General features: G+C 63.6%; 17 protein-coding genes. 4 read left to right on the top strand and 13 right to left on the bottom strand.

Going from position 1 to position 24,152, the window contains the following annotated elements; genetic code table 11:
- Positions 1–12: 12 nt before the first annotated feature.
- From HA399_RS12295 to HA399_RS12305, 3 genes are all read right to left on the bottom strand, one after another.
- Entirely contained in the window at positions 13–3,927 is a 3,915-nt protein-coding gene (locus HA399_RS12295; RefSeq protein WP_043331312.1) for an AAA family ATPase, read from the bottom strand.
- 78 nt (positions 3,928–4,005) lie between these two features.
- Positions 4,006–4,827, bottom strand: coding sequence for a tRNA-(ms[2]io[6]A)-hydroxylase (locus HA399_RS12300; RefSeq protein WP_404325125.1), 822 nt, complete (start codon positions 4,825–4,827; stop codon positions 4,006–4,008).
- Between the two features lie 7 nt (positions 4,828–4,834).
- Positions 4,835–5,329: a DUF1289 domain-containing protein gene (locus tag HA399_RS12305; RefSeq protein ID WP_404325126.1), complete on the bottom strand. Its 495-nt coding sequence runs from the start codon at positions 5,327–5,329 to the stop codon at positions 4,835–4,837.
- 420 nt (positions 5,330–5,749) lie between these two features.
- On the opposite strand from HA399_RS12305, the gene acnB reads away from it, so the two are divergent.
- Positions 5,750–8,353 (top strand): bifunctional aconitate hydratase 2/2-methylisocitrate dehydratase, encoded by a 2,604-nt coding sequence (gene acnB, locus HA399_RS12310; protein WP_404326977.1) that lies wholly within the window; start codon positions 5,750–5,752, stop codon positions 8,351–8,353.
- Between the two features lie 159 nt (positions 8,354–8,512).
- On the opposite strand, the gene HA399_RS12315 is transcribed toward acnB, so the two are convergent.
- On the bottom strand, positions 8,513–9,133 hold the full coding sequence (locus tag HA399_RS12315; protein WP_107336268.1) for a porin family protein: 621 nt from the start codon (positions 9,131–9,133) through the stop codon (positions 8,513–8,515).
- 347 nt (positions 9,134–9,480) lie between these two features.
- Here HA399_RS12315 and rraA point away from each other — a divergent pair, with 347 nt between their 5' ends.
- Positions 9,481–9,981, top strand: a complete 501-nt coding sequence (gene rraA / locus HA399_RS12320) for a ribonuclease E activity regulator RraA (RefSeq protein ID WP_043331314.1) — start codon at positions 9,481–9,483, stop codon at positions 9,979–9,981.
- A gap of 91 nt (positions 9,982–10,072) precedes the next feature.
- Here rraA and HA399_RS12325 read toward each other — a convergent pair whose 3' ends face one another.
- Positions 10,073–11,353: a dicarboxylate/amino acid:cation symporter gene (locus HA399_RS12325; RefSeq protein ID WP_199852301.1), complete on the bottom strand. Its 1,281-nt coding sequence runs from the start codon at positions 11,351–11,353 to the stop codon at positions 10,073–10,075.
- Between the two features lie 383 nt (positions 11,354–11,736).
- Positions 11,737–14,124, bottom strand: coding sequence for a phosphoenolpyruvate synthase (gene ppsA, locus HA399_RS12330; RefSeq protein ID WP_043331316.1), 2,388 nt, complete (start codon positions 14,122–14,124; stop codon positions 11,737–11,739).
- Positions 14,125–14,519: 395 nt separating this feature from the next.
- On the opposite strand from ppsA, the gene HA399_RS12335 reads away from it, so the two are divergent.
- Together HA399_RS12335 and HA399_RS12340 are read left to right on the top strand one after the other, a co-directional pair.
- Positions 14,520–15,353: a pyruvate, water dikinase regulatory protein gene (locus tag HA399_RS12335; RefSeq protein WP_043331317.1), complete on the top strand. Its 834-nt coding sequence runs from the start codon at positions 14,520–14,522 to the stop codon at positions 15,351–15,353.
- A gap of 121 nt (positions 15,354–15,474) precedes the next feature.
- Positions 15,475–15,762 carry a pyrimidine/purine nucleoside phosphorylase gene (locus HA399_RS12340; protein WP_043331318.1) on the top strand — a complete coding sequence of 96 codons (288 nt, stop codon included), beginning with the start codon at positions 15,475–15,477 and terminating at the stop codon, positions 15,760–15,762.
- A gap of 134 nt (positions 15,763–15,896) precedes the next feature.
- Here HA399_RS12340 and HA399_RS12345 read toward each other — a convergent pair whose 3' ends face one another.
- The 7 genes from HA399_RS12345 to HA399_RS12375 form a co-directional block, all read right to left on the bottom strand.
- Positions 15,897–17,276, bottom strand: a complete 1,380-nt coding sequence (locus HA399_RS12345) for an MATE family efflux transporter (protein ID WP_404325127.1) — start codon at positions 17,274–17,276, stop codon at positions 15,897–15,899.
- 120 nt (positions 17,277–17,396) lie between these two features.
- On the bottom strand, positions 17,397–17,810 hold the full coding sequence (locus HA399_RS12350) for a rhodanese-like domain-containing protein (RefSeq protein ID WP_404325128.1): 414 nt from the start codon (positions 17,808–17,810) through the stop codon (positions 17,397–17,399).
- A 62-nt stretch (positions 17,811–17,872) separates the two neighbouring features.
- Positions 17,873–18,787: a 3-hydroxyisobutyrate dehydrogenase gene (gene mmsB / locus HA399_RS12355; protein WP_404325129.1), complete on the bottom strand. Its 915-nt coding sequence runs from the start codon at positions 18,785–18,787 to the stop codon at positions 17,873–17,875.
- Between the two features lie 85 nt (positions 18,788–18,872).
- Complete coding sequence (locus HA399_RS12360; RefSeq protein WP_404325130.1) at positions 18,873–20,057, bottom strand: enoyl-CoA hydratase/isomerase family protein; 1,185 nt, start codon at positions 20,055–20,057, stop codon at positions 18,873–18,875.
- Positions 20,054–20,872 (bottom strand): enoyl-CoA hydratase, encoded by an 819-nt coding sequence (locus HA399_RS12365; protein WP_404325131.1) that lies wholly within the window; start codon positions 20,870–20,872, stop codon positions 20,054–20,056. Before HA399_RS12365 ends, HA399_RS12360 begins: the two co-directional genes overlap by 4 nt.
- 53 nt (positions 20,873–20,925) lie before the next feature.
- Complete coding sequence (locus HA399_RS12370) at positions 20,926–22,092, bottom strand: acyl-CoA dehydrogenase family protein (RefSeq protein WP_404325132.1); 1,167 nt, start codon at positions 22,090–22,092, stop codon at positions 20,926–20,928.
- Positions 22,093–22,245: 153 nt separating this feature from the next.
- Entirely contained in the window at positions 22,246–23,841 is a 1,596-nt protein-coding gene (locus HA399_RS12375) for a CoA-acylating methylmalonate-semialdehyde dehydrogenase (protein ID WP_404325133.1), read from the bottom strand.
- Positions 23,842–24,152 lie beyond the last annotated feature (311 nt).

Consider the following 24,152-nt stretch of genomic DNA (forward strand, 5'->3'; position numbering starts at 1 on the left):
CAGACGCTGCGCTCAGGCCGGTGACGACGCCTTGCGGCGCGCACGCCCCTCGGCGATCTCCACCAGCTGATGCCAGCCCAGTACCGCAGGGGCATCGGCGCTCGGCAGCTCTTCCAGCAACACCTTCAGACGCTGACACCGCTCGGCATCATGGGCATCGACCAGACGCAGCCAGGTGGCAAGCCCCATGGCCTCATGGTGAGTGTTTTCCTGCTCGATGGAGTAGGACAACCCCTGCTCGATCAGGGAGCGCACCTTCTCCAGCGGCAGCCCCTGAGCACTGCGCAGGCTCGCGACCAGATAGCTGACTTCTGACAGGTAGAAGGAATTGCGCTCCTGGGCGACCAGCAGCACCTTCTCCATGTATTCCTCGGCGGCAGCGTGCTCGCCCAGTGCCATCACGGCATCCATGTACCACAGGTTGGGACGCTGATGACGCTCGCGTCCGGTCAGCTCCGCGAACTCGTTCATGCTCGACTGCAGCATGGACAGGCCATCGCGGTCGCCGTTCATCGCTCGCGCCCAGCCCAGCACACCATGCGCGGCCATGTGCCACAGGTGAAGGTCCGCTGAACGCGTCACTTCCAGGGCCCGCTCGGCGCGCTGGGTCGCCAGATGGGTGTGGCCCAGCTGACGATACAGGGAGGTGGAGAACATCAGCGCCATCGCCAGCGAACCGGGCTGACCGATCTGCTCGGCCATGCGAATCGCCGCCTCGGCCTGCTGCTCGGCCTTCACGTAGTCGCAGCGCAGGCACGATGTCCAGCTCTGCAGACAGGAGGCCGCCACCTGCGGGTGATCGCTGAACGGCAGCCATTCGAGCACCATCGGATGGTTGACCGGATCGATCTCATCCAGGTGCTCGCCCGCCACACGCACGCGACCGGCCCAGAACTCGCAGTGGGCACGCGCATAATCGGCCAGGCGACGATAGCGATCATCGGAAAGCTCTTCCGCCAGCTCGCTGAGGCCCGAGGCCAGCGCGAAGGCATCGGCGTGGGCATGACGCTCGCTGCAGCCGACCCACAGGCCCCATTTGACGATGAAGGCCTGCTCGAGGTCCGGCTCGTCGTCCTCGACCAGCGCAGGGCTGCTGAGCAGGTTGCGTGCCTGCACGAAGCTCTCGTGGGCAATGCGTGAGCCATGGCCTTCCAGCGCGAAACCGGACTGACCACGTACCGTCAGCAGGCTGACTTCGCGCTCTTCCTGACCATCGACATGCTTGAGGCAGGCCAGGCCGTTGTCCGCCATCTTGAGCGCGGTGCGGTTGGCGCTGATCTTGAGCGCCTCGCGCGCCGAGAGCTCGAAGTAACGCGCGGCACGGCTGAAGTTCTGCGACTTGCGCAGGTGAACGGCGAAGTAGCCGGGGTGACGACTGATCCAGGCGGGATACTTGTCCTCGATCAGCGCGACCACCTGATGGTGAATCCGGCGCCGCACATCCCGCGGACACGACAGGTAGGCCGCTTCCTGGATCAGCTGATGGGTAAACTGGTAGTCGAATTCACTGTCGCTGCTGCAGGCCTCGATGATCTCCAGGCGCTGCATGTTCTCGATGGCGCGCTTGAGGCGGCCCTCCTCGAACTCACAGCTCTGGCGCACGAAGCTCAGCTTGAAGACACGCCCCAATACCGCGGCGGCGTGGGCGACATCGCGCCCTTCTTCCAGCTGATCGATACGACTGGAGAGCAGGCCGATCAGGCCCTTGGGCAACTCGTCGAGCTGCACCGGACGCCCTTCGCGGCGGTCCATGTCGAGACGCCGGCAGATTTCCTGCAGGTAGAGCGGCACGCCATCGCAGCGCTCGATGAGCTGACTGCGCATGCGCGGACTCAGGTGCAGGCGATAGCGACGTGACAGGTGTGACAGCAGGCGCGAGACCTGCATCGGATCGAGGCGACCCAGTGCGATGTGCTGGTCCCAGTTGAGCTTGACCGCCAGGCTGTCGCGACCGTTGTGGCTCGCGGCCAGCATGAAGCCGATGTTGATCGGCAGACGCGCCTGCAGGCCAGCCAGCACCTTGAGCGACGGCTCGTCGAGCCACTGCAGGTCATCGATCATCATCACCAGCGGACGTAGGCTGGCTGACTTCTCGATCACCAGATGCAGCACGCGCACGACGCGTTCGACCGTCTCGCTGGACTGGATCAGCACTTCGTCTTCGGCAGTATCTTCCGCCGTGCCGAGCACCGCATGGAAGGAGCGACGCACTTCCTCGCTGATGCCCTGCAACGCCTCGGAAGACTCGAACAGCTGCTCGACGCTTTCGCGATCGATATTGCCGTCCAGACGCCAGCGAATCAGCGCCGTGACGACACTGTAGGGCTCCAGCTGCGAGAGACGCGTGGTCGGCATCCAGCACAGCCCGACATCCTGGCTCTGCTCCAGCTGACGGAAATTGACCATCAGGGCCGACTTGCCCATGCCGGAGTTGCCACTGACCAGCACGCTCTGGCGCAGGCCGATGCTGGCGCGGGCCAGCGCATCGCGTAGACGACGCAGCTCGCCCTCGCGACCGATCAAGGTCGGCAACGAGGATTCGCGAGTGGCGACACTGCTGCCCAGCACCAGCGCACGCAGACGCACGCGACCGTCAGCGGCCAACAGGCGCGAGGTCAAGCGGGGCTGCAGGTCCAGTGCCGGCGGCATGTGCTGACTGGCTTCCTGGGAGATCACCAGCTCGCTGCCTTCGGCGGCGGTCATCAACTCGAGGGAGTATTGCGTGACCTGACCCAGTGGGTCGGCCAGCTGACGCTCCGGCAGATAGATGACCTGACCGGAGTGCAGGCCCGCCGACAGCGAGAAGGCCGGCGGTTTGCCTTCACCGTCCCACAGCTTGGCGATCTCATCGGGGATCGCCTTGCTGCAGTGCTCATAAAGTGCGACCAGCTCGGCGAGCTGATGCGCCGGGCCGTGGGTGCCGAAGCATGCCAGACCCACGCCACCCGTGGCGCCCGGCAGCCAGAAGCCGCCCAGGTGATGGCACTGCTGCTCCAGCCAGCGCAACAGTTCGATCTGCAGCGTCAGACAGGCACGCGCCCAGACGCGGTCACGATGACTGTCCTTGACGCTCAGACGAATGGCCATGACCGACAGCTGACGGTGATCGATTTCCTCTTCGCGCAGCGGCGCGCTGTCCAGCGACAGGGTCCGTGAGATGGCGCCCTGCGGCGTCATGGCACTCATGGTCTCGCTCTTGCCATCGGACCAGTAGCGCGCCAGCTGCAGGAAGCCGGGGTCCGGCTGCTGGCCGGAGAGCGCCAGCTGCTGCAGGAAGGCATTGAACTGCTCATGGGCCGCGGCCGACTGGCCGCCTTCGGCCAGCTGACGCACGAGACGCTCATGGAAAGGGCCGTAACCGGAGAAGCGGCTGACCAGCGTGCGCAGCACGTCATCGGGCAGCGGCTCGTCCGTGGCCAGCACCCGCTCGGCGAACTGGATGACGCGCTGACGCCACTCGCCACGCACCTTGATCATCCAGCGCTGGAAATCAGGGCACTGGGTCAAGGAAAGCTCCTCGACCAGGTCGCCACGATACAGGGTGAGAATCTCCCCCAGGGTGGCGACGGAGGGCGGTGCCAGCAGCAGGCCGTTGAGCTCGTCGAGGTCAAGCTCCCAGTGCTCCGGCAGCGAGAGCGCGATGGTCTGGCGCGATACCGTCAACAGGTTGTCGGCCTCTTCGCCGAGACTCTGACGCAGACAGTGCAAGGCGTGGCGAAGGTTGGTCCGTCCGGAGGACAGCCCCTGATCCGGCCAGAGCAACTCCGCCAACCCGGCACGGGAGACGGCCTGATCATGCAGCAGCAGATGCAGAAGTAGCGCCTTGACCTTGTCGTAGCTGAACTGAGTCAGCGTGTCATCACCCAACGTCAGCTGGAAATGTCCCAGCAGCGCCAATTGAGCTTGACCAGATGTTTCCTGCGTCATGTGTCATCCATTTCAAAGTCGCGAACGAAACGCCAGCCCTGCCACGGCGCCGGTGATCCCCTGTCCTTGATCCTTGCCTTAGTCTCTCGTGCCTTGATCCATCGCGTCCCGACCCACCCTGGCCGAGGCGCGCGCTGCCCGTCGTGCGCTCGGCTGACCACTGTGGAAGCGGAAGACAGCATCGGGGGTTTCGATCAGCTCTCGTTCCACTTCACGTAGCACCGCGAGACGGGGTTCCAGTGGTTCATTGGTGTATTGCTCTGCCAACATGAGGTAATCCTCATAGTGACGTCCTTCTGACTTAACCAAAGTGCGATAGAACTTTGCAAGCTCTGGTTCCAGATACGGGATGAGGCGCGCGAAGCGCTCACACGACCTTGCCTCTATCAGGGCGCCGATCAGCAGGATGTCCACCAGGCGTTGCGGGTCTTCGTCCCTGACCTGCTGGCGCAGGGCTTCGGCATAGCGCGAGGCCTTGATATGCCGATAGACGATGCCCCGCTTTTCCATCAGCCCGACCACCTGCTCGAAGTGCAGCAGCTCTTCGCGCGCCAGCTGTGACATCTTGGTCAACAGCAGTGGCCGGTTCACGTAGCGGTACATCAGGCTCATGGCGGTGGAGGCGGCTTTCTTCTCGCACTGCGCATGGTCGATCAGCAACAGCTCCGGATTCTCAAGCGCCGCCTCGACCCAGCTCAGGGGCGTCCTGCAGGGCAGAAAGGCCAGCAGCGACGCCGGCAGCAAGGCATCGGTATCTTCATCGCTTGGCCCCTGGGACGCTGCGATCACGCGCGCCCCAGCCTCACTCTCGCCATACTGGCCAGCATGAACATCATCATGCTGCTTGCTCTGCTCAGGCGCAATCACATTGCGCTCGGTCACGTCGGTCATTGAATTCATTGTCACGTCAGTCTTTTGTCTCGCTCGCTTGCGTCTGCTGCTGACTGACAGGAGACACCTCAACGACGGAGTTCATATCATTATCGGCACGCTTTGCCGCTTCCACCATGATTTCATCGTTTATATGGGCAAAAAGCTGTTCGGGCTCAAGTTCTCGCGCATGGGCCAGTGGTGAGATGCCATATGCCGACAGGTCCTTGATGCGGGTGCGCCCGACACGCAGCAGCTCAACGGCGCGTGACAGCGCCGACTGATCGGCACGGAAACGGATGCGATGGCGGGTCAGCTGCTCGGCCAGCATGGCGTCATCGGCGACGCGCAGCCAGCGGGCGGCGACCTGACTGCGCAGCTCGTCCAGTGCCAGCATGCGCTCGGCGCGCTGGTCACTGTCATAGCCGAACCAGGCCAGGATCTCATGATCATGACGCTGGCAGCCGCGACAGACGCTATCGCCGACCGTAGTGGAGCAGACACCTACGCAAGGAGAAAGAATACGGCTCATGTTGCCCTCGGGGGAGGCGGAAAGTGTGATTCGGGGTAACCCCCATCATACCGTGCGTACCTGAGAGCCGACAGCATCGCGCCGTCGGTGCCCAAAGGACCTCTTGTCAGCACCGCGCTGGGCGTCATCAGCGCGTCATCAGCGTTGCCGCATAGTGTTTGCTCAGCGTGATTTCCTGACAATCAGATGAAATATCAGAATGTTATGCCGTAATAGGCGACCAAAGTCTCAGCCCCCGCCACTGGGCGCTCCTTAACATTGTCGACAAAGTTGAGTAGACTCGCATTCGCCCCGTAGCGCCTGATTCGCTCGCAATAAGACGCTTGAATTACCCGCAAGAAGCCTCGAGGTGCCCCGCCCTGCGTCTTCAAGACGACTGGCCCGCGCATTTCGACACGATTACAGATGAGGGTCTCCCACGTGCTTGAAGCCTACCGTCAACAGGTTGAAGAACGCGCCCAGCAGGGCATCCCGGCAAAGCCGCTGACTGCCGAGCAGACCGCCGAGCTGGTCGAACTGCTCAAGAATCCGCAGGCCGGTGAAGAAGAGTTCATCCTCGATCTGTTCACCAATCGCATTCCCCCGGGCGTTGATGAAGCCGCTTACGTCAAGGCTGGCTTCCTGACCGCCATCGTACGTGGCGAAGCCGCTTCTCCGCTGATCGACAAGACACATGCCGTCAAGCTGCTCGGCACCATGCAGGGCGGCTACAACATCGCCACGCTGGTCGAGCTGCTGGACGACGAAAGCCTGGCCAAGGAAGCCGGCGAACAGCTCAAGCACACCCTGCTGATGTTCGACGCCTTCCACGATGTCGCTGACCGCGCCAAGGCCGGCAACGCCGTCGCCCAGGCCGTGCTGCAATCCTGGGCCGACGCCGAATGGTTCCTGTCCAAGCCGGCGCTGGCCGAGAAGATCTCGCTGGCCGTCTTCAAGGTGCCGGGCGAGACCAACACCGATGACCTGTCTCCGGCGCCTGACGCCTGGTCACGTCCGGACATCCCGCTGCACGCCAACGCGATGCTCAAGAACCCGCGTGAAGGCATCAACCCGCAGGAAGATGGCGTCGTCGGCCCGCTGGCCCAGATCGAGGAAGTGAAGGCCAAGGGCTTCCCGGTCGCCTACGTCGGTGATGTGGTCGGTACCGGCTCCTCACGCAAGTCCGCCACCAACTCCGTGCTGTGGTTCTTCGGCGACGACATTCCGTTCGTGCCCAACAAGCGAGCCGGCGGTTTCTGCATCGGCAACAAGATCGCGCCGATCTTCTTCAACACCATGGAAGATGCCGGCGCCCTGCCCATCGAGATGGACGTCGAGAAGATGGCCATGGGCGATGTCATCGACATCTACCCGTACGAAGGCAAGGTCTGCCGTCACGACACCGACGAAGTCATCTCCACCTTCTCCCTCAAGACTCAGGTCCTGCTCGACGAAGTGCGTGCTGGCGGCCGTATCCCGCTGATCATCGGTCGCGGCCTGACCGACAAGGCGCGTACCGAGCTGGGTCTGGAGGCGTCTGACGTCTTCCGCCTGCCGGAGCAGCCGAAGGACACCGGCAAGGGCTTCACCCTCGCACAGAAGATGGTCGGCAAGGCCTGCAACCTGGAAGGCGTGCGTCCGGGCATGTACTGCGAGCCGAAGATGACCACCGTCGGCTCCCAGGACACCACTGGCCCGATGACCCGCGACGAGCTGAAGGATCTGGCATGTCTGGGCTTCCAGGCCGACCTGGTGATGCAGTCCTTCTGCCACACCGCTGCCTACCCGAAGCCGGTCGACGTCGAGACTCACCACACCCTGCCCGACTTCATCATGAACCGCGGCGGCGTCTCCCTGCGTCCGGGCGACGGCATCATCCACTCGTGGCTGAACCGCATGCTGCTGCCGGACACCGTCGGCACCGGTGGTGATTCCCACACCCGCTTCCCGATGGGCATCTCCTTCCCGGCGGGTTCTGGCCTGGTGGCCTTCGCCGCCGCCACTGGCGTGATGCCGCTGGACATGCCGGAATCCATCCTGGTGCGCTTCAAGGGCGAACGTCGTCCGGGCATCACCCTGCGTGACCTGGTCCACGCCATCCCGCTGTACGCCATCAAGCAGGGCCTGCTGACCGTCGACAAGGCCAACAAGAAGAACGCCTTCTCCGGCCGCATTCTGGAAATCGAAGGTCTGGAAGATCTGACGGCTGAACAGGCATTCGAGCTGTCTGACGCCTCTGCCGAGCGTTCCGCCGCCGGTTGTACCATCACGCTGTCCGACGAGAGCGTGACCGAGTACTTAACCTCCAACATCACCCTGCTCAAGTGGATGATCGCCAACGGTTACGGCGATGCCCGTACCATCGAGCGTCGTATCGCGGGCATGGAAGAGTGGCTGGCCAACCCGAGCCAGATGCGTGCCGACAAGGACGCGGAATACGCCGAGATCATCGAGATCGACCTCGCCGAGATCGATCAGCCGGTGCTGTGTGCGCCGAACGACCCGGACGATGCCCGTCTGCTGTCCGACGTCGCCGGTCAGAAGATCGACGAAGTCTTCATCGGCTCGTGCATGACCAACATCGGTCACTTCCGCGCTGCAGGCAAGCTGCTCGAGAAGCAGCCGGCCGGTAGCCTGAAAACCAAGCTGTGGCTGGCTCCGCCGACCAAGATGGACCAGCACCAGCTGACCGAGGAAGGCTACTACGGCATCTACGGCCGTGCCGGCGCGCGCATGGAAATGCCGGGCTGCTCACTGTGCATGGGTAACCAGGCACGTGTGGCCGCCAAGTCCACCGTGGTGTCCACCTCCACGCGCAACTTCCCGAACCGTCTGGGTGACGGCGCCAACGTCTTCCTGGCCTCTGCCGAGCTTGCCGCCATCGCGGCCGTGGTCGGTCGTCTGCCGAGCGTCGAGGAATATCAGGGCTACATGGGCGAATTCGATGCCATGGCGGGCGAGATCTATCGCTACCTGAACTTCCATGAGATCGAAGAGTTCCAGAACGCCGCTTCCAACGTGATTCCGGTCACCCAGGAAGCCTGATCAGGCGGGGAGTCATGCGCCACTGCATGACTCCCCTCTGACAGTAGCATTGGCGTCATGCCAACTGGCGTCATGCCAGACAACGAAACGGGCCGCCCCTCAAGGGACGGCCCGTTTTTTCATGCCTGCGACAAGCTCGGTGGGTGCAAACGCCCTGCCTCAGAACTTGTAGCCGACCGAGGCGGTGAAGGCATCCACCTGATAATCGCTGTCGAAGTCATAGCGCTCGTACTCGGCACGGATCAGGAACGGGTCCAGATTGACCTGCGCACCGGCGCCATAGACCGGATCAAAGCCGTCGTTGTCCTTCAGATCGACGCTGGAATTGCCCAGATTGCCATCGACATCGGTTTCCCACTTCGCCATCCCCGCCTTGGCGAACAGCGAGAAGTACTGACCGATGGGCAGGATACCCACCACGTTGACACCGTAGGCCTTGGACTCGAGATCGGTATTGCTGAAGTCATTGCCCTTGAGCTGGACAGTCCCCAGATCGGTGTAGAAAGCCTCAGTGGCGAAGTACGGATTGTACTGATAGCCCACGAAGGCCTTGTAGACGTTGTCGTCATCATCCACATCGAAGTCATCGCTGCCGGATTCGATGAAGTCACCGGCCTCATCGGAATCATCATTCTCAAGGCTGGAGAAGCCGGTACCGGCACCGATGTAGAGCCCTTCGCTGGCATTGCCAGCTGCCTGAGCATGACCACTGAGCGCCAGAGCGAGAGCGGCGAAGGAAACGGTAGCCAACGGGGCGGCCAGAAGACGTGACTTGCTCATGTATTGCTCCTTGATCCAATGGGCGGCACAGGCAGCTGCCGGCCAGGTACTGACGGCCAGGTACTGACGGCAAGGCCGCGTCTGTCATGGGTTGCAGGAGCATCGTGGTAGATATAGAACAGTGTTTCAAGAGTGGCGTTTTGACTACTTGTGACGTCGCAAGCCGGCAACATGTCCTCGTGACCTTCCCGCTCCCCCCGCTTGCGAGTGCCCGAGGCCCGCTTAGCCCTTCGCAGAGATGCAAAGCCCTGGCGTATCGGGCATTCTCGGGGTTGTGGCATTGCAGCAATCAAAGCGCTCCGTCCCTCAAGCGGCCTGCCTCGGCCGCCCAGCACAAGGAATCCGACATGACGCATCCCATCTCCACCCCCGACCTCTGCGATGAGTTCCCCGACGTGCAGGTGCTCGAGCCACTGTTCATCAACTACGGCGGCGTCGAGTCCTTCGGCGGCGAAGTCGTGACCATCAAGTGCTTCGAGGACAACTCGCTGGTCAAGGAAGCCGTCGCGGAGCCCGGCGCAGGCCGCGTCCTGGTCGTCGATGCCGGCGGCTCGATGCGCTGCGCCATGCTGGGCGACATGCTCGCCGAACAGGCCGCCAAGAGTGGCTGGGCCGGCGTGATCATGTATGGCTGCATCCGCGATGTGGATGAGATCCACGCCACCAATCTCGGCGTGCAGGCACTGGGCTGCTACCCGCGCCCCAGCATCAAGCGCGGCGAAGGCCAGCGCGATATCCCGGTCACCTTCGCCGGCGTCACCATCGTGCCGGGCGACTATCTCTACGCCGACAACAATGGCGTCATCACCGCCAAGGAAGCGCTGATCCGTACCCAGCCGACTCCCTGAGTCGCCGTCTCGCGCCGCGGTGCACGCCGCAATGAAAACGCCCCCGCAACCAGGCAGGTTGCGGGGGCGTTTCGCGTTCAGAATCGCGGACTCAGCGAGTGCTGGCAGGCTCAGCGGTCTGTGAACCGGCTTGAGCACCGGCCTGAGAGGCCGCAGCCGCATCATCGGCACGCGCGAAGCGGTCCACCACGGCGGCGCAGGCAGCGTCACCGGTGATGTTGAGCGCGGTGCGCGTCATGTCGAAGATACGATCCAGCGCGAACAGCAGCGGCAGGCCTTCGATGGGGATACCGGCAGCCAGCAGCACGGCGACCACCAGGAACGACGGCCCCGGCACACCGGCCTGACCGATGGCACCCAGAGTCGCGGTGAACACGATGGCGGCGTAGGCGGAGAAGCCGAGGTCGACATTGAAGACCTGGGCGAAGAACATCGCCACCAGCCCGTAATAGATGGCATTGCCGCTCATGTTGATGGTCGCGCCCAGCGGCAGCACGAAGGCAGAGGTGGCGTTCTTGAGGCCCAGCTCCTTCTCGCAGACTTCCATGTTGACCGGCAGGGTCGCCATGGAGGACGCCGTGGACAGCGCGACGGCCTGCGGCTTCTTCATCGCGGACATGAAGCGACCCAGCGGCACGTCAGAGCCGAACTTGACCACCAGCGGGTAGAACACGAAGCCGTAGATGAGGATGGCGCCCATGTAGACGAGGAACAGCTTCATCACCAGCGTCAGTACATCGAAGCCGAAGGTGCCGACGGCGTCCGCCATCAGGCCGAAGACGCCGATCGGCGCGATCAGCATCACCACGTTGATCATCCACACGAAGGCTTCGATGACGGTGTTCAGGCCTTCGATCAGCGGCTTGCCACGCTCACCGGTCTTGGACAGGCCAATGCCGAGGAACAGGCAGAACACCAGAATCTGCAGGATATTGGCATCGGTGAGTGCACCGAAGATATTGGTCGGCACCATGCCCAGAATGGTGTCCATCACGCCCGGCACGCTGCCCTTGTCAGCGTAGGCATTGGAGAACATGCCCTTGGCGCTTTCCAGGTCCACTCCGCTGCCCGGCTGGAAGACATGCCCCATCACCAGCGCCAGCATCACGGCCACGGCAGAGGTCAGCATGAAGAAGGCGAAGGTGGAGATACCGATCTTGCCGGCAGAAGGGCTGTCGCCCAGATTGGCGGCTCCCGACACGATGGAGACCGCGATCAGCGGCACGACCAGCATCTTGATCAGGTGAATGAACAGCTCACCCAGTGGCGCGAACATCGAGGCGTCTTCGCCCATGTACGCCCCGACACCTGCACCCAGGATCATGGCGATGACTACCTGGACGCCGATGTTTTTCCATAAAGACTGTTTCACGTTACGACTACCTTGGATTGTGTCTGAAAGGTCGGTTGTTGCGTGCCACCGCAGTGCTGGCTACCGGTGAGGCCTGCCGTCATTGCCACCATGGATATTGTGGTCAGCGGGGTGGCTGGGATTATAAATGACTGCCTTTTTCACATAAGGTAGAAAGATAATCATTTAGTCGCGCAATCGAGATCATTTTGTAGCCATTTGTTACCAACTGACGTCTTTGTGCTGCTTTCTCCCCCATTGGTCTAATGCCTGAGCTGACCAATCATTCAGGTTTCAGGCACGAAACGAAAAGCGCCCACCGCACATTGAGTGCGATGGGCGCCCTGGGTGACAACGACCGTCTGCGCCTCAGCGCGTCAGGTCACCATCCTGGGAAACCTGGGTTACACCAGCTCCTTGTCCGCCAGCATGAACCAGGTTTCCAGCACGGAATCCGGATTGAGGGAGACGCTGTCGATGCCCTCTTCCATCAGCCACTTGGCCAGCTCCGGATGGTCCGACGGGCCCTGACCACAGATGCCGACGTACTTGCCCTGCGCCTTGCAGGCACGGATCGCCATCGACATCAGCTGCTTGACCGCCGGGTTACGCTCATCGAAGAGGTGAGCGACGATGCCGGAGTCGCGATCCAGCCCCAGGGTCAGCTGGGTCAGGTCGTTGGAGCCGATGGAGAAGCCATCGAAGTGCTCGAGGAACTGATCCGCCAGCAGCGCGTTGGTCGGCAGCTCGCACATCATGATGACGCGCAGGCCGTTCTCGCCACGTACCAGACCATTCTCGCCCAGCAGCTTGATGACCTGCTCCGCCTCGCCGGTGGTACGCACGAAGGGCACCATGATCTCGACGTTGGTCAGCCCCATCTCGTCACGCACGCGCTTGAGGGCACGGCATTCCAGATCGAAGCAGTCGCGGAAGGTGTCGGACACGTAGCGCGAGGCGCCACGGAAGCCCAGCATCGGGTTCTCTTCGCCCGGCTCGTACATCTTGCCGCCGATCAGGTTCTCGTACTCGTTGGACTTGAAGTCCGACATGCGCACGATGACCTTCTGCGGGTGGAAGGCGGCCGCCAGGGTGGAGATACCCTCGACCAGCTTGTCGACGTAGAAGTCGACCGGGCTTGCGTAGCCGGCGGTGCGCGCATCGATGGTCTGCTGCAGATCGATGGGCAGGGTGGCGTAGTCGAGCAGCGCCTTGGGGTGCACGCCGATCATGCGGTTGATGATGAACTCGAGACGCGCCAGGCCCACACCGGCATTCGGCAGACGCGAGAAGCTGAAGGCGCGGTCCGGGTTGCCGACGTTCATCATGATCTTGAACGGAATCTCCGGCATCTCGTTGACGCTGGTGACGGTGCGATCGAAGTTGAGGATACCGTCATAGACATGACCGGTATCGCCTTCGGCGCAGGAGACCGTCACTTCGCGGCCTTCGGCGAGCACCGAGGTCGCGTCGCCACAGCCGACCACGGCCGGAATGCCCAGCTCACGCGCGATGATCGCCGCGTGGCAGGTACGTCCGCCACGGTTGGTGACGATGGCGGAGGCGCGCTTCATGACTGGCTCCCAGTCCGGATCGGTCATGTCGGTGACCAGCACGTCGCCGACCTGCACCTTGTCCATCTGCTCCGGGTTGTCGATCACGCGCACCGCACCCTGGCCGATACGCTGGCCGATGGCACGCCCGGTGACCAGAGTGCGTCCCTTCTCGCGCAGCTGGAAGCGCTCGAGGTTGCCGCCCTCTTCCTGGCTGACGACCGTTTCCGGACGCGCCTGGACGATGTAGAGCTTGCCGTCGTCGCCATCACGCGCCCATTCGATGTCCATCGGACGCTGGTAGTGCTTCTCGATGATCATGGCCTGGCGCGCCAGTGCCTCGACATCGGCATCGCTGATGCAGAAACGGTGACGGTCCGGCACCGGCACGTCGACGGTCTCGACGGAGCGACCCGCACTGGTGTCGTCGGTGTAGACCATCTTGATCAGCTTGGAGCCCAGGTTGCGGCGCAGTACCGCCGGGCGGCCGGCGGCCAGCGTGGTCTTGTGGACGTAGAACTCGTCAGGATTGACCGCGCCCTGCACCACGGTCTCGCCCAGACCCCAGGAGCCGGTGACGAAGACGGCGTCGCGGTAGCCGGATTCGGTGTCCAGGGTGAACATCACGCCGGAAGCGGCCGTCTCGGAGCGCACCATCTTCTGTACGCCGGCAGACAGCGCGACCAGTGAGTGATCGAAGCCCTTGTGCACGCGGTAGGAGATGGCGCGGTCGTTGAACAGTGACGCGAACACCTCGTGAACCGCACGCTTGATGTTGTCGAAGCCTTCGATGTTGAGGAAGGTTTCCTGCTGACCGGCGAAGGAGGCATCCGGCAGATCTTCCGCGGTGGCGGAGGAGCGCACGGCGACCTTCAGGTTCGGGTGCCTAGCCTGAAGCTCGGCATAGGCACGTTCCATCTCGGCCTCGAAGGCCGGCGGCAGCGGCGTGTCGATGATCCACTGACGAATCTCGGCACCGACGCGCGCCAGTTCGACCACGTCGTCCACATCGAGGGCATCGAGGGCGGCATTGATACGCTTGTCGAGGCCTTCGTGGGCCAGAAACTCGCGATAGGCATAGGAGGTAGTCGCAAAGCCGCCGGGCACGGTGACACCGGCATCGGCCAGATTGGAGATCATCTCACCGAGCGAGGCGTTCTTGCCGCCAACGCGATCAACATCGTTCATGCCGAGCTGATCGAAATCGACGACGTATTCGGATGTGGCTTGCTGTGACAAGGGAACCCCCTGGTACCAATGGATGGAAACGAATGACCGATGGAGGACGATGAACCGCCTTCCGTTCAGCAATGACGCCACCCTAACAAGCTCTCTCTAGTATTAGCCATTGGTCTAACCGGCTAGTCAGTGGAGGAGGACTACAACCCTGAGCCTGTTTCAGACATTCTGTCGCCATCGTCGGCGAACATGTCGACAAGCCAGGAACGGCCGCTACAGGAATGTAGTCATGCGGCGCTTTTTTAGAGAACGGGAACACGGGATTTCTCATATCGCGCCACTGGCCCTGTGCCGGATATTGCAAGCTCGACAGTGAACACCGACACTTGGGGTCTTCACGGGGCAACAGCCTGAGCGGGCTGGTGTCTTCGATTCGTTCTTCACGAGTGCCCGTCATGACCCGAACCGCCTTCTTCATTTCCGATGGCACCGGCATCACCGCCGAGACGCTGGGACGCAGTCTGCTCGCCCAGTTCGAGAATACCGACATCCGCATGGTGACCAAGCCCTACATCGATTCGGCCGAAAAGGCGACGGCACTGGTCAAGGCCATCGAGAGCGCGCATGCCAATGACGGCGAGCGCCCGATCATCATCGACACCATCGTCGACCAGAACATCCGCGACATCATCTCCGAATCCTCCGGCTTCAAGGTCGACATCTTCTCGACCTTCCTCAAGCCGCTGGAAGAGGAACTGGACACCCACTCGTCCTACAGCGTCGGCAAGACCCACTCCATCGGGCAGGACGACGTCTACATGAATCGCATCGATTCGGTGCATTTCGCCCTCGACAACGATGATGGCGCGCGCACGCATCAATACGACAAGGCCGACGTCATCCTCATCGGCGTCTCACGTTGCGGCAAGACCCCGACCTCGCTGTATCTGGCGCTGCAGTTCGGTATCCGCGCGGCCAACTACCCCCTGACTGAGGATGACCTGGACGAGTCCGGCACCCTCAAGATGCCCGCCTCACTGGCGCAATATCGTCACAAGCTGTTCGGGCTGACCATCGACCCGCGCCGTCTGGCCGCCATCCGCACCGAGCGTCGCCCCAACAGCCGCTACTGCTCGATCGATCAGTGTCTGCAGGAAGTCGAGCAGACCGAGGCACTCTTCCGCCGCTCCAAGGTGCCCTACATCGATACCACACGTTTCTCGATCGAAGAGATCTCGACACGCATGATCGCCGAGACCGGCCTGGCACGCCGCTTCTCACCGCGCTGACCCCGACGCCAGATCATCACAAGTCGATCACAGCAACACACGTCGACCACAACAACACACGTCGACCACGACGACAGACATCGACCACAACAACAGCGCTACTCACCCAGGAAATCCTCCCATGTTCAACACCAACCACTACTTCGACGGCCAGGTGGCCTCCATCGCCTTCCAGAGCGCCGACCTTCCTGCCACGGTCGGCGTGATGGCCATCGGCGAATTCGTGTTCGCCACCAGCCAACGCGAATACATGACCCTGATCAGCGGCGACATGCAGGTACTGCTGCCGGGCGCGGAAGAGTGGTATCAGCTCGCCGCCGGTGAAAGCTTCATCGTCGAAGCCAACCAGAGCTTCGAGGTACGCACTACGGTCGAGTCTGCCTATCTATGCAAGTACGAAGACGCTTAAGGCACTGGAAAACAGCCGCCTAAAGCGCTGGTAAACAAAGCCCAAGGCACTGAAAGCCAGACATGAAAAAGCCGCCGTCCCCTCTCGGGTCACGGCGGCTTTTTCGTCACGACGACTGTCTCTCGCTACCAGGCTCAGGCGCGCTGCCTGAGTACCGAGCGCAGCGCCAGATAACTGATGCCGCCCATCAACAGGTAACTTGTCGCTACCCCGGCAAAGATGCCGATCACGCCATACAGGGCGCCGCCAAGCCAGGCCAGCGGCACCAGCAAGGCGAACAGACGCACCAGCGAGAGCATCATCGCGCGGCGCGGCTTGTGCAGCGCATTGAGGCTGGAATTGGCGAGAATGATCACGCCCTGGGCCCCGAGGGCGGCGGGTATCAGCCACAGATAGGTGCTGACCAGCCCCGCGACCTCCTGACTCTCGGCGAAGCGCGCCGCGATCCACTCACCGCCCAGCCCGAGCCCCAACCAGACCACCAGCTGCCAGACGAGAATGAAGGCCAGCACGCCGTGGATGGCGCGCCACACACGCCTCTGCTGCCCGGCACCGTCGTTCTGGCTGATGAAGGGCGACAGCGTCATGGACAGCGCCAGCACCAGAATCAGCGCCAGCGACTCGATGCGCGAGCCGATACCGTAAGCCGCCACCGCCGCGTGACCATGCTGACTGACGATACGCGTGACCAGCGCGGTGGCAATCGGCGTCATCACGCTGGTCAGCGCGGCAGGCAGGCCGATCGCCCCGACTTCACGCCATGACGTCACCAGCCGCGTCACACTCAGGTGACGGAAATCGAGCCGCGCGCGCAGCAGTGGCAATGCCAGCAAGCCCAGTGTCATCGCCAGCCATGACAGCACCGTGGCCAGCGCCGCGCCCGCCACGCCCATGCCCTGCCAGCTACCGATGCCGAAGATCAGCAGCGGGTCGAGCAACGCATTGAGCACCCCCGCCGCCGCCATCACCAGCGAGGGCACCAGCGTATTGCCCTCGGCGCGCAGCACGCTGCCCAGCACGCGCGGCAGCAACACGAAGGGCGCGCCGAAATACCACACCTGCATGTAATCGCGGATATGCGGCATCAGGGTGTCATCGGCCCCCAGCAGCCCGAACAGCGGCTCGATGCTGGCAAGCCCCAGCACCAGCATCACCAGCCCCAGCAGCAGCCCCAGCAGACTGGAATCCGTGGTGCGCGCCTTGACGGTCTCGAGCTCGCCTCGCCCCAGCCGGCGCCCCACCACCGCGGTGGTGCCGATGGACAGCCCGATGGCGATGCTGATCACGCCGAAGGTGACCGGGAAGGTCATGGTCACCGCCGCCAGCTCCGGCGTGCCCAGCTGGGCGATGAACCAGGCATCCACCAGGTTGAACAGCATCATGGTGACGATGCCGCCGATCACCGGCCCCGTCATGCGCGCCAGCGTCGAGGCGATCGGGTCGCGCACCAGATCGCGCGTGCCACGCCGAGACGAGGCACGTTTGGGGGTGGCAGGGGTATCAGGGTCAGACATACAGGCTCCGGACAGAAAACGACCCCGACCGGCGAGGCGCCAGCGGGGTCGAACAGTGTAAAGCATCAGCGTGTCAGGTGAGGGGCAACGCCGGATCGCGCCGAGCCTCCCCGCGCTGCGTCAGTTGCCCTGCATGAAGGGCGAGACGACCTCTCCGCCCGCCTCACGCCAGGCCGCGAAGCCGCCCCCCAGATGGGCCACCGGCCCGAAGCCCATGTCCTTGAGCGACTTGGTGGCCAACGCCGAGCGCAACCCACCGGCGCAGAACAGCACATAGCGCCCTTCGCGCGCGAAGTCGGCGCGGTGATAGGGCGAGGCCGGGTCGACCCAGAACTCCAGCATGCCGCGCGGCGCGTGGATGGCGCCGGGGATGCGCCCTTCGCGCTCCAACTCACGCACATCGCGGATGTCCACCAGCGTCAGCGGCGTGCCGCCAGCGCGGGCCTCTTCCAGCGCCTCGCGCAGCGCGCGGGGCGACAGGGTCTCGATCTCCGTCTCGGCGGCGGCCACCAGCTCACTGACCGGTCGAATCATGGGGTGCTCCTTGCAGATGATGTTGTCCTCGGGTGCATGTCAGCGGCTGACTGCGTGCCAGCTCACGCATCCGCCTCGCCACAGCGATAGAAGCGCTGGATGCTCGAGAAATCGAGGCGTCCTGCGCCCTGGGCGGCATGCTGGACGAACAGATTACGCGCCTGGGAGCCCATTGGCACCGCCGATTTCGAGCCCAGCGCCATCTCCCAGGCAAGGCCAAGATCCTTGGTCATCAGATCGACCAGGAAACCGCCCTGATAATCATTGGAGGCCGGCGCGGCTTCCATCACGCCGGGCCAGGGATTGTAGACGTTGAGCGCCCAGTTGCCGCCGGATGACTGCTTCATCACCTCCGAGAGCACGGCCGGGTCCAGCCCGTTCTTGACCCCCAGCGCCAGCGCCTCGGCGGTGCCGCTCATCAGGATGCCCAGCAACATGTTGTTGCAGATCTTGGCGACCTGGCCGCTGCCGGCCGGGCCTGCATGGAACAGATTCTTGCCCATCACTTCCAGCAGCGGCTCGGCACGCGCATAGCCGTCGGCCTCACCGCCGACGATGAAGCTCAGCGTACCGGCACGTGCACCACCGACCCCGCCGGACACCGGAGCATCCATGAAGGTGATGCCACGCTCGGCGGCGTGACGCGCGACCAGACGGGCATCATCCGGCGCGATGGTCGAGGCGTCGATCACCAGCACCGAGGGGTCGAGCGTGGCCAGAAGGCCACCCGTACCGTCTTCCTTGTCACCCAGATAGAGCTTTCGCACGTGCTGACCGGCTGGCAGCATGCTGATCAACACCTCGACACCCTCGACGACCTCTCCGGGGGATGCCGCGCGGGTGGCGCCCGCCTCGACCAGCTCGCTCATGGCCGACTCGACCAGATCGAAGACCCTTACCGCATGGCCAGCCTTGACCAGATTGAGCGCCATGGGCCCGCCCATGTTGCCGAGTCCGATGAAACCGATGGATGTCATGGCAATGCTTCCTTGTGAACAGATTCTTGTTGTCATTGGCGTCCGGCGGCAAGCCTGCGCCTGCCGCCTGTACTGAAAAGCGCGCTCAGAGGTCCATCAGCGGATGCTCATCCTCTTCCCACAGCGGTGCGAAGAAGCCGTCGATGTATTCCTCGGAGACCTGGGCGATCGAGGCATAGGCCCACTGCGGCTGCTTGTCCTTGTCGATCAGCAGGGCGCGCACCCCTTCGGCAAGCTCGGTGCCCATGCAGCAGCGCACCGACAGGGTCAGCTCGTCGCGGAAGGCCTCCGCCAGCGAGGAGTGGCGATGGCGCCCCAGCATGCGAAACACCAGATGCGGTGAACTGGGGCAGCCGGCCAGCAGGCGCTCGCGGTTGGCGCTCAGCCACGCATTGCAGTCACTGCGCGCCTGGGGGTCATCGATGATTCGTTGGCAGGCCTTCTGCACTTCACGCCCGGCGACCAGCTGCTGAAGGTGATCGAAGAGCGGCAGCACCTGTCCCGGCGGCGCCAGTTCACGACGCTCGAACTCGCTCAGCACCTGACTCAGATGACGCGACGGGTGACGGCCGAATTCACCCTCGCACAGCGCCTGCTTGAGCGCCTCGCGCTGTTCATCGGGAATCAGGCGTGTCGCAAGCCCCAGATCCAGCGCATCGCGGGCATTCAGCTGCGCACCGGTCGCGCCGAGATATTCTCCGATGCCACGCGGCAGGCGATTGAGCAGCCAGCTGGCACCGACATCCGGATACAGGCCGATGCTGACTTCCGGCATCGCCAGTCGCGAACTCTCGGTGACCACGCGCTCACAGCCGCCGGCGAACAGCCCCATGCCGCCGCCCATCACGATGCCGCCACCCCACACCAGCAGCGGCTTGGGGAAGGTATGCAGGCGGTGATCGAGCCGGTATTCGGCGGTGAAGTAGCGGGTGGCGAAGAAATCATCCAGCGCCTCGAGGGGGTCTGCGCCTTCGCTGGCAGGCGCCGTGGTCATCGCCTGATAGAGCGCCACGATATCGCCACCGGCACACAGCGCACGCTCGCCGGCGCCTTCCAGCCACACCATGGCGATGCTGCTGTCCAGCTCCCAGGCATCCAGCTGCGCCTCGATGCGCTCGATCATGGCCAGCGACAGCGCATTCAGCGAACGCGGCGCGTTCAGGCGCATGATTCCCAGCTGCTTGCCGTCACGGGCGCGACGCGTCTCGAACACCACGGGCGCCTCGACATCGGTCGCGGCCTTGGCGGTGACACCTTCTATCTGGCTCATGAGCGCCCTCCTCCCTTCACCTCTTCCTGACGCGAGACCCACTGCGGGGCGCGCTTCTCGAGGAAGGCACTCACGCCTTCCTTCTGGTTGGGGTCATCGAACAGCTCGACGAACAGCTCGCGCTCCATGCGCAGGCCATCGCTCATGCCGCGATGGCGCGACGACATGATCAACGCCTTGCAGCGTGCCACCGCGCTCGGGCTCTGGTTGGCGACGCTCTCGGCAATCACCAGCGCGCGCTCGAAGCTCTGGCCGGTCTCGACCACCTCTTCGGCCAGCCCGATGCGACCGGCGGTCTCCGCGTCTACCTGTTCACCACACAGGATCATGCGCTTGGCCCAGCCTTCGCCGACCAGCCACGGCAGATGCTGGGTGCCGCCCGCACACGGCAACAGCCCCACCTTGGCCTCCGGCAGCGCCAGCCTGGCCTGCCGCTCGACGATACGCATGTCGCAGGCCAGCGCGCACTCGAGTCCGCCGCCCATCGCGTAGCCGTTGACGGCGGCGATCGTCACGCCCGGGAAGTTGGCCAGCCGCTCGAAGGCCAGCCCGAAGCGACGCGCCATGGTGGCGGCGACGCCCTTGTCACCATCGGCGAAGGTCTTGAGATCGGCGCCGGCGGAGAAGAACTTGTCGCCCTCACCGGTGATCACCACCGCACTCACGCTGCCATCGCCCTCCAGCTCGTCGAGCAGCTGCTCCAGCTCGATCAAGGACGCTTCCGTCCAGGTGTTGGCCGGCGGGTTGTTGATGGTGACCCGGGCGATATGACGATCCTTCTCGAGAACGAGGCATGGCCCTTGACTGGATGACATCATGTAACTCCCTGAAAGATGGTAACCAATGACGAATTGAAGTGGAGGCGGCGTTACGCCAGCGACTCGATCATGCCCGGCGTCAGAAGACGGCGCGCGATGATCAGACGCATGATCTCGTTGGTGCCTTCCAGAATCTGGTGCACACGGGTGTCACGCACCAGCCGCTCCAACGGGTACTCGCGGATATAACCGTAGCCGCCATGCAGCTGGAGTGCCTGATTGCAGACCTCGAAGCCCATGTCGGTGGCGAAGCGCTTGGCCATCGCACAGTGGGCGCTGGCCTCGGCGTTACCCTCATCGAGCTTGAAGGCCGCCAGCCGCACCAGGGTGCGCGCCGCGGTCAGTTCGGTGGCCATGTCGGCCAACTTGAACTGCAGGGCCTGGAACTGGGCCAGCTCACGTCCGAACTGCTTGCGCTCGCCGAGATAATCCCGCGACAGCTCCAGCGCCTTCTGGGCCGCGCCCAGTGAACAGGTGGCGATGTTGATGCGTCCGCCATCCAGCGCCTTCATCGCGAAGCGGAAGCCCTCGCCCTCCTCGCCCAGACGATTGGCCGCCGCAACCCGCACGCGATCAAAGCTCACCAGCCGGGTCGGCTGGCTGTTCCAGCCCATCTTGTCTTCCTTCTTGCCGTAGCTGATGCCCTCGGCGTCAGCCGGCACCACGAAGGCCGAGATACCCGCCGCGCCGCTGTCTGGCTCGCCGGTACGCGCCATCACCACCAGCACGTCCGTGGCGCCGGCACCGGAGATGAACATCTTGGAGCCACTCAGATAGTAGTCGTCGCCCTCGCGCTCGGCGCGGGTACGCAGACTGGCGGCATCACTGCCGCTGCCCGGCTCGGTCAGGCAGTAGGAGCCGAGCTTGTCGCCCGCCACCATCGCCGGCACCCACTGCTCGCGGCAGCTGTCCGTGGCGAAACTGGCGATCATCCAGCCCACCATGTTGTGGATGGTGATGTAGGCGGTGGTCGAGATGCAGCCGGTCGCCAGCTGCTCGAGAATGATGGAGCTGTCGAGGCGTGGCAGGCCAAGGCCGCCATGCTCCTCGGGGACGTAAAGCCCCATGAAGCCGGCCTCGCCTGCCTTGCGGAGTGTCTCGATGGGGAAGTGGGCCGTGGCGTCCCACTCGGCGGCATGCGGGGCAAGCTCGGCATCCGCGAAGGCACGCGCCCCCTCCTGGAGGGCACGCTGGTCATCGGTCAGCGAAAAGTTCATGCAGCTGCCTCCTGTTGTCCTTGTTCTGTCGGCCCGGGTCTATCGCCCGGGCCTGTCAAAGCGGCTCAGCGCATCTGAGGAGCCATCAGCGCATATGAAGAGCCCTCAGCGGTCTTGTGAAGAGAGCCCTCGGCGGTGTTGTAAAGAGAGCCCTCAGCGCATCTGGATCGAGAAGTTGGGCTGATTGCCCTCGGCCGGCGCATCGTCGAACCAGCGCGCCGTCACCGTCTTGGTCTCGGTATAGAAGCGCACCGCCTGCTTGCCATAGGCATGCAGATCGCCGAAGAAGCTGCCGCGCCAGCCGGTGAAGGAGAAGAAAGGCAGCGGCACCGGAATCGGCACGTTGATGCCGACCTGACCGACCGCGATCTCGTTCTGGAAGCGCCGCGCCGCGCCGCCGGAGCGCGTGAAGATGGAGGTGCCGTTGCCGTAGGGGTTGTTGTTGATCAGCTCGATGGCCTCGGACAGGTCCGCCGCCTCCATGCAGCACAGCACCGGCCCGAAGATCTCCTCGCGATAGAGCACCATTTCCGGCGTCACCCTGGAGAACAGACACGGCCCCAGCCAGTTGCCATCGGGATAGCCCGCCACCGAGACGCCGCGACCATCCAGCAGCAGCTCGGCACCTTCCTGCTCGCCCTGCTGGATCCAGCCGGTCACGCGCTCCAGCGCCTGCGGCGAGATCAGCGGCCCGTAGCTGGCGCCCTTGTCATCCCAGGCGCCCGGGCGCACCTCGGCCAGGGCGTCACGCACGCGCTCGATCAAGGCCTTCGAATCACCGACGAAGACCGCCACCGAGATCGCCATGCAACGCTGACCCGCCGCGCCGACACTGGCACCGACCAGCGCGTTGACGACCTGGTCGGCCGGGGCGTCCGGCATGATCACCATGTGATTCTTGGCCCCGGCAAAGCACTGGGCGCGCTTGAGGTTGTCGGTGGCGGTGCGATAGATGTGCTGCCCCACCGGTACCGAGCCGACGAAGCTGACGGTGCGCGGAATCTCGTGGGCGAGCAGATGATTGACCTGATCGCGTCCGCCCTGCACCACGGTCAGGATGCCTTCGGGGGCACCCGCTTCCATGAACAGCTCCGCCAGCCGCAGCGTGGTCAGCGGCACCTGCTCGGACGGCTTGAGCACGAAGGCATTGCCACAGGCGATGGACAGCGGGAACATCCACAGCGGTATCATGGCGGGGAAGTTGAACGGCGTGATGCCCAGACAGACACCCAGCGACTGGGTCACGGAATAGCTGTCGATGCCGGTGGCGACGTTCTCCACCGTCTCGCCCATCAGCAGGCTGGGGATGTTGGCGGCGTGCTCGACCACCTCGATGCCGCGCCACACATCGCCCTTGGCGTCCTCGAAGGTCTTGCCCAGCTCGTGGGAGATGATCTCGGCCAGCTCGTCATGGTGCTGCTTGAGCAGATGCTGATAGCTGAGCATCAGCCGGGCACGGGTCGGCACCGGCGTGTTGCGCCAGCGCTGGAAGGCCTGCTCGGCGTGGTCCAGCGCTTCATCCAGCTCACTCAGCGGTGACAGGGGCACGCGGGCGATCTCGCCGTTGGTGGCCGGGTTGGTGACGCTCAGGTGCTGATCGGCGCGACTTTCGACAAACTGACCATTGATCAGCTGAGGCAGCACCAGCGGTGCGCTGTCACCGGCGACCACGGCGCGCAGGCGTGACAGCAGCTCCAGTGAACCGGTAGAGGGCGCGGCAGTAGAGGGCGTGAGAGACGTCGAAGACATGGCGTGGCATTCCTGTGGCTGTTGTTATTGGGAGGAAGACAGTGTGTCAACAGAGCCGAAGTCGTCAGGCGAGCCGCCTTGCAGAGCTGAAGACGTTGTGCAGAACCAGGCCGTCCTGCAGAAAACGGCAAGCCGAGACTGTGATCTGATTCAACCTAGCATCTGCTTGGTTGGCTGCAAATACTATTACCCTTTACGTTAACGTAAACAATGCTAGTCTGTAGAAAATTCACGGCCAGACGCCGCTGGCACTCACTGCGCCAAGGAGCATTCCCCTCTCCTTGGCGCGCACAGCATCCGGAGCGGCAGCG

It is taken from the genome of Cobetia sp. UIB-001 (assembly GCF_044789135.1).
GTDB classification, from domain to species: Bacteria; Pseudomonadota; Gammaproteobacteria; order Pseudomonadales; family Halomonadaceae; genus Cobetia; species Cobetia amphilecti.

What these genes read in the sequence shown, in the direction of transcription:
- HA399_RS12295 (WP_043331312.1), bottom strand. Translation starts at nt 3,927, where the DNA reads ATGACGCAGGAAACATCTGGTCAAGCTCAATTGGCGCTGCTGGGACAT.
- HA399_RS12300 (WP_404325125.1), bottom strand. Translation starts at nt 4,827, where the DNA reads ATGAATTCAATGACCGACGTGACCGAGCGCAATGTGATTGCGCCTGAG.
- HA399_RS12360 (WP_404325130.1), bottom strand. Translation starts at nt 20,057, where the DNA reads ATGAGCCAGATAGAAGGTGTCACCGCCAAGGCCGCGACCGATGTCGAG.
- HA399_RS12375 (WP_404325133.1), bottom strand. Translation starts at nt 23,841, where the DNA reads ATGTCTTCGACGTCTCTCACGCCCTCTACTGCCGCGCCCTCTACCGGT.
- HA399_RS12345 (WP_404325127.1), bottom strand. Translation starts at nt 17,276, where the DNA reads ATGTCTGACCCTGATACCCCTGCCACCCCCAAACGTGCCTCGTCTCGG.
- HA399_RS12340 (WP_043331318.1), top strand. Translation starts at nt 15,475, where the DNA reads ATGTTCAACACCAACCACTACTTCGACGGCCAGGTGGCCTCCATCGCC.
- HA399_RS12315 (WP_107336268.1), bottom strand. Translation starts at nt 9,133, where the DNA reads ATGAGCAAGTCACGTCTTCTGGCCGCCCCGTTGGCTACCGTTTCCTTC.
- HA399_RS12350 (WP_404325128.1), bottom strand. Translation starts at nt 17,810, where the DNA reads ATGATTCGACCGGTCAGTGAGCTGGTGGCCGCCGCCGAGACGGAGATC.
- HA399_RS12335 (WP_043331317.1), top strand. Translation starts at nt 14,520, where the DNA reads ATGACCCGAACCGCCTTCTTCATTTCCGATGGCACCGGCATCACCGCC.
- HA399_RS12365 (WP_404325131.1), bottom strand. Translation starts at nt 20,872, where the DNA reads ATGTCATCCAGTCAAGGGCCATGCCTCGTTCTCGAGAAGGATCGTCAT.
- HA399_RS12305 (WP_404325126.1), bottom strand. Translation starts at nt 5,329, where the DNA reads ATGAGCCGTATTCTTTCTCCTTGCGTAGGTGTCTGCTCCACTACGGTC.
- HA399_RS12370 (WP_404325132.1), bottom strand. Translation starts at nt 22,092, where the DNA reads ATGAACTTTTCGCTGACCGATGACCAGCGTGCCCTCCAGGAGGGGGCG.
- mmsB (WP_404325129.1), bottom strand. Translation starts at nt 18,787, where the DNA reads ATGACATCCATCGGTTTCATCGGACTCGGCAACATGGGCGGGCCCATG.
- rraA (WP_043331314.1), top strand. Translation starts at nt 9,481, where the DNA reads ATGACGCATCCCATCTCCACCCCCGACCTCTGCGATGAGTTCCCCGAC.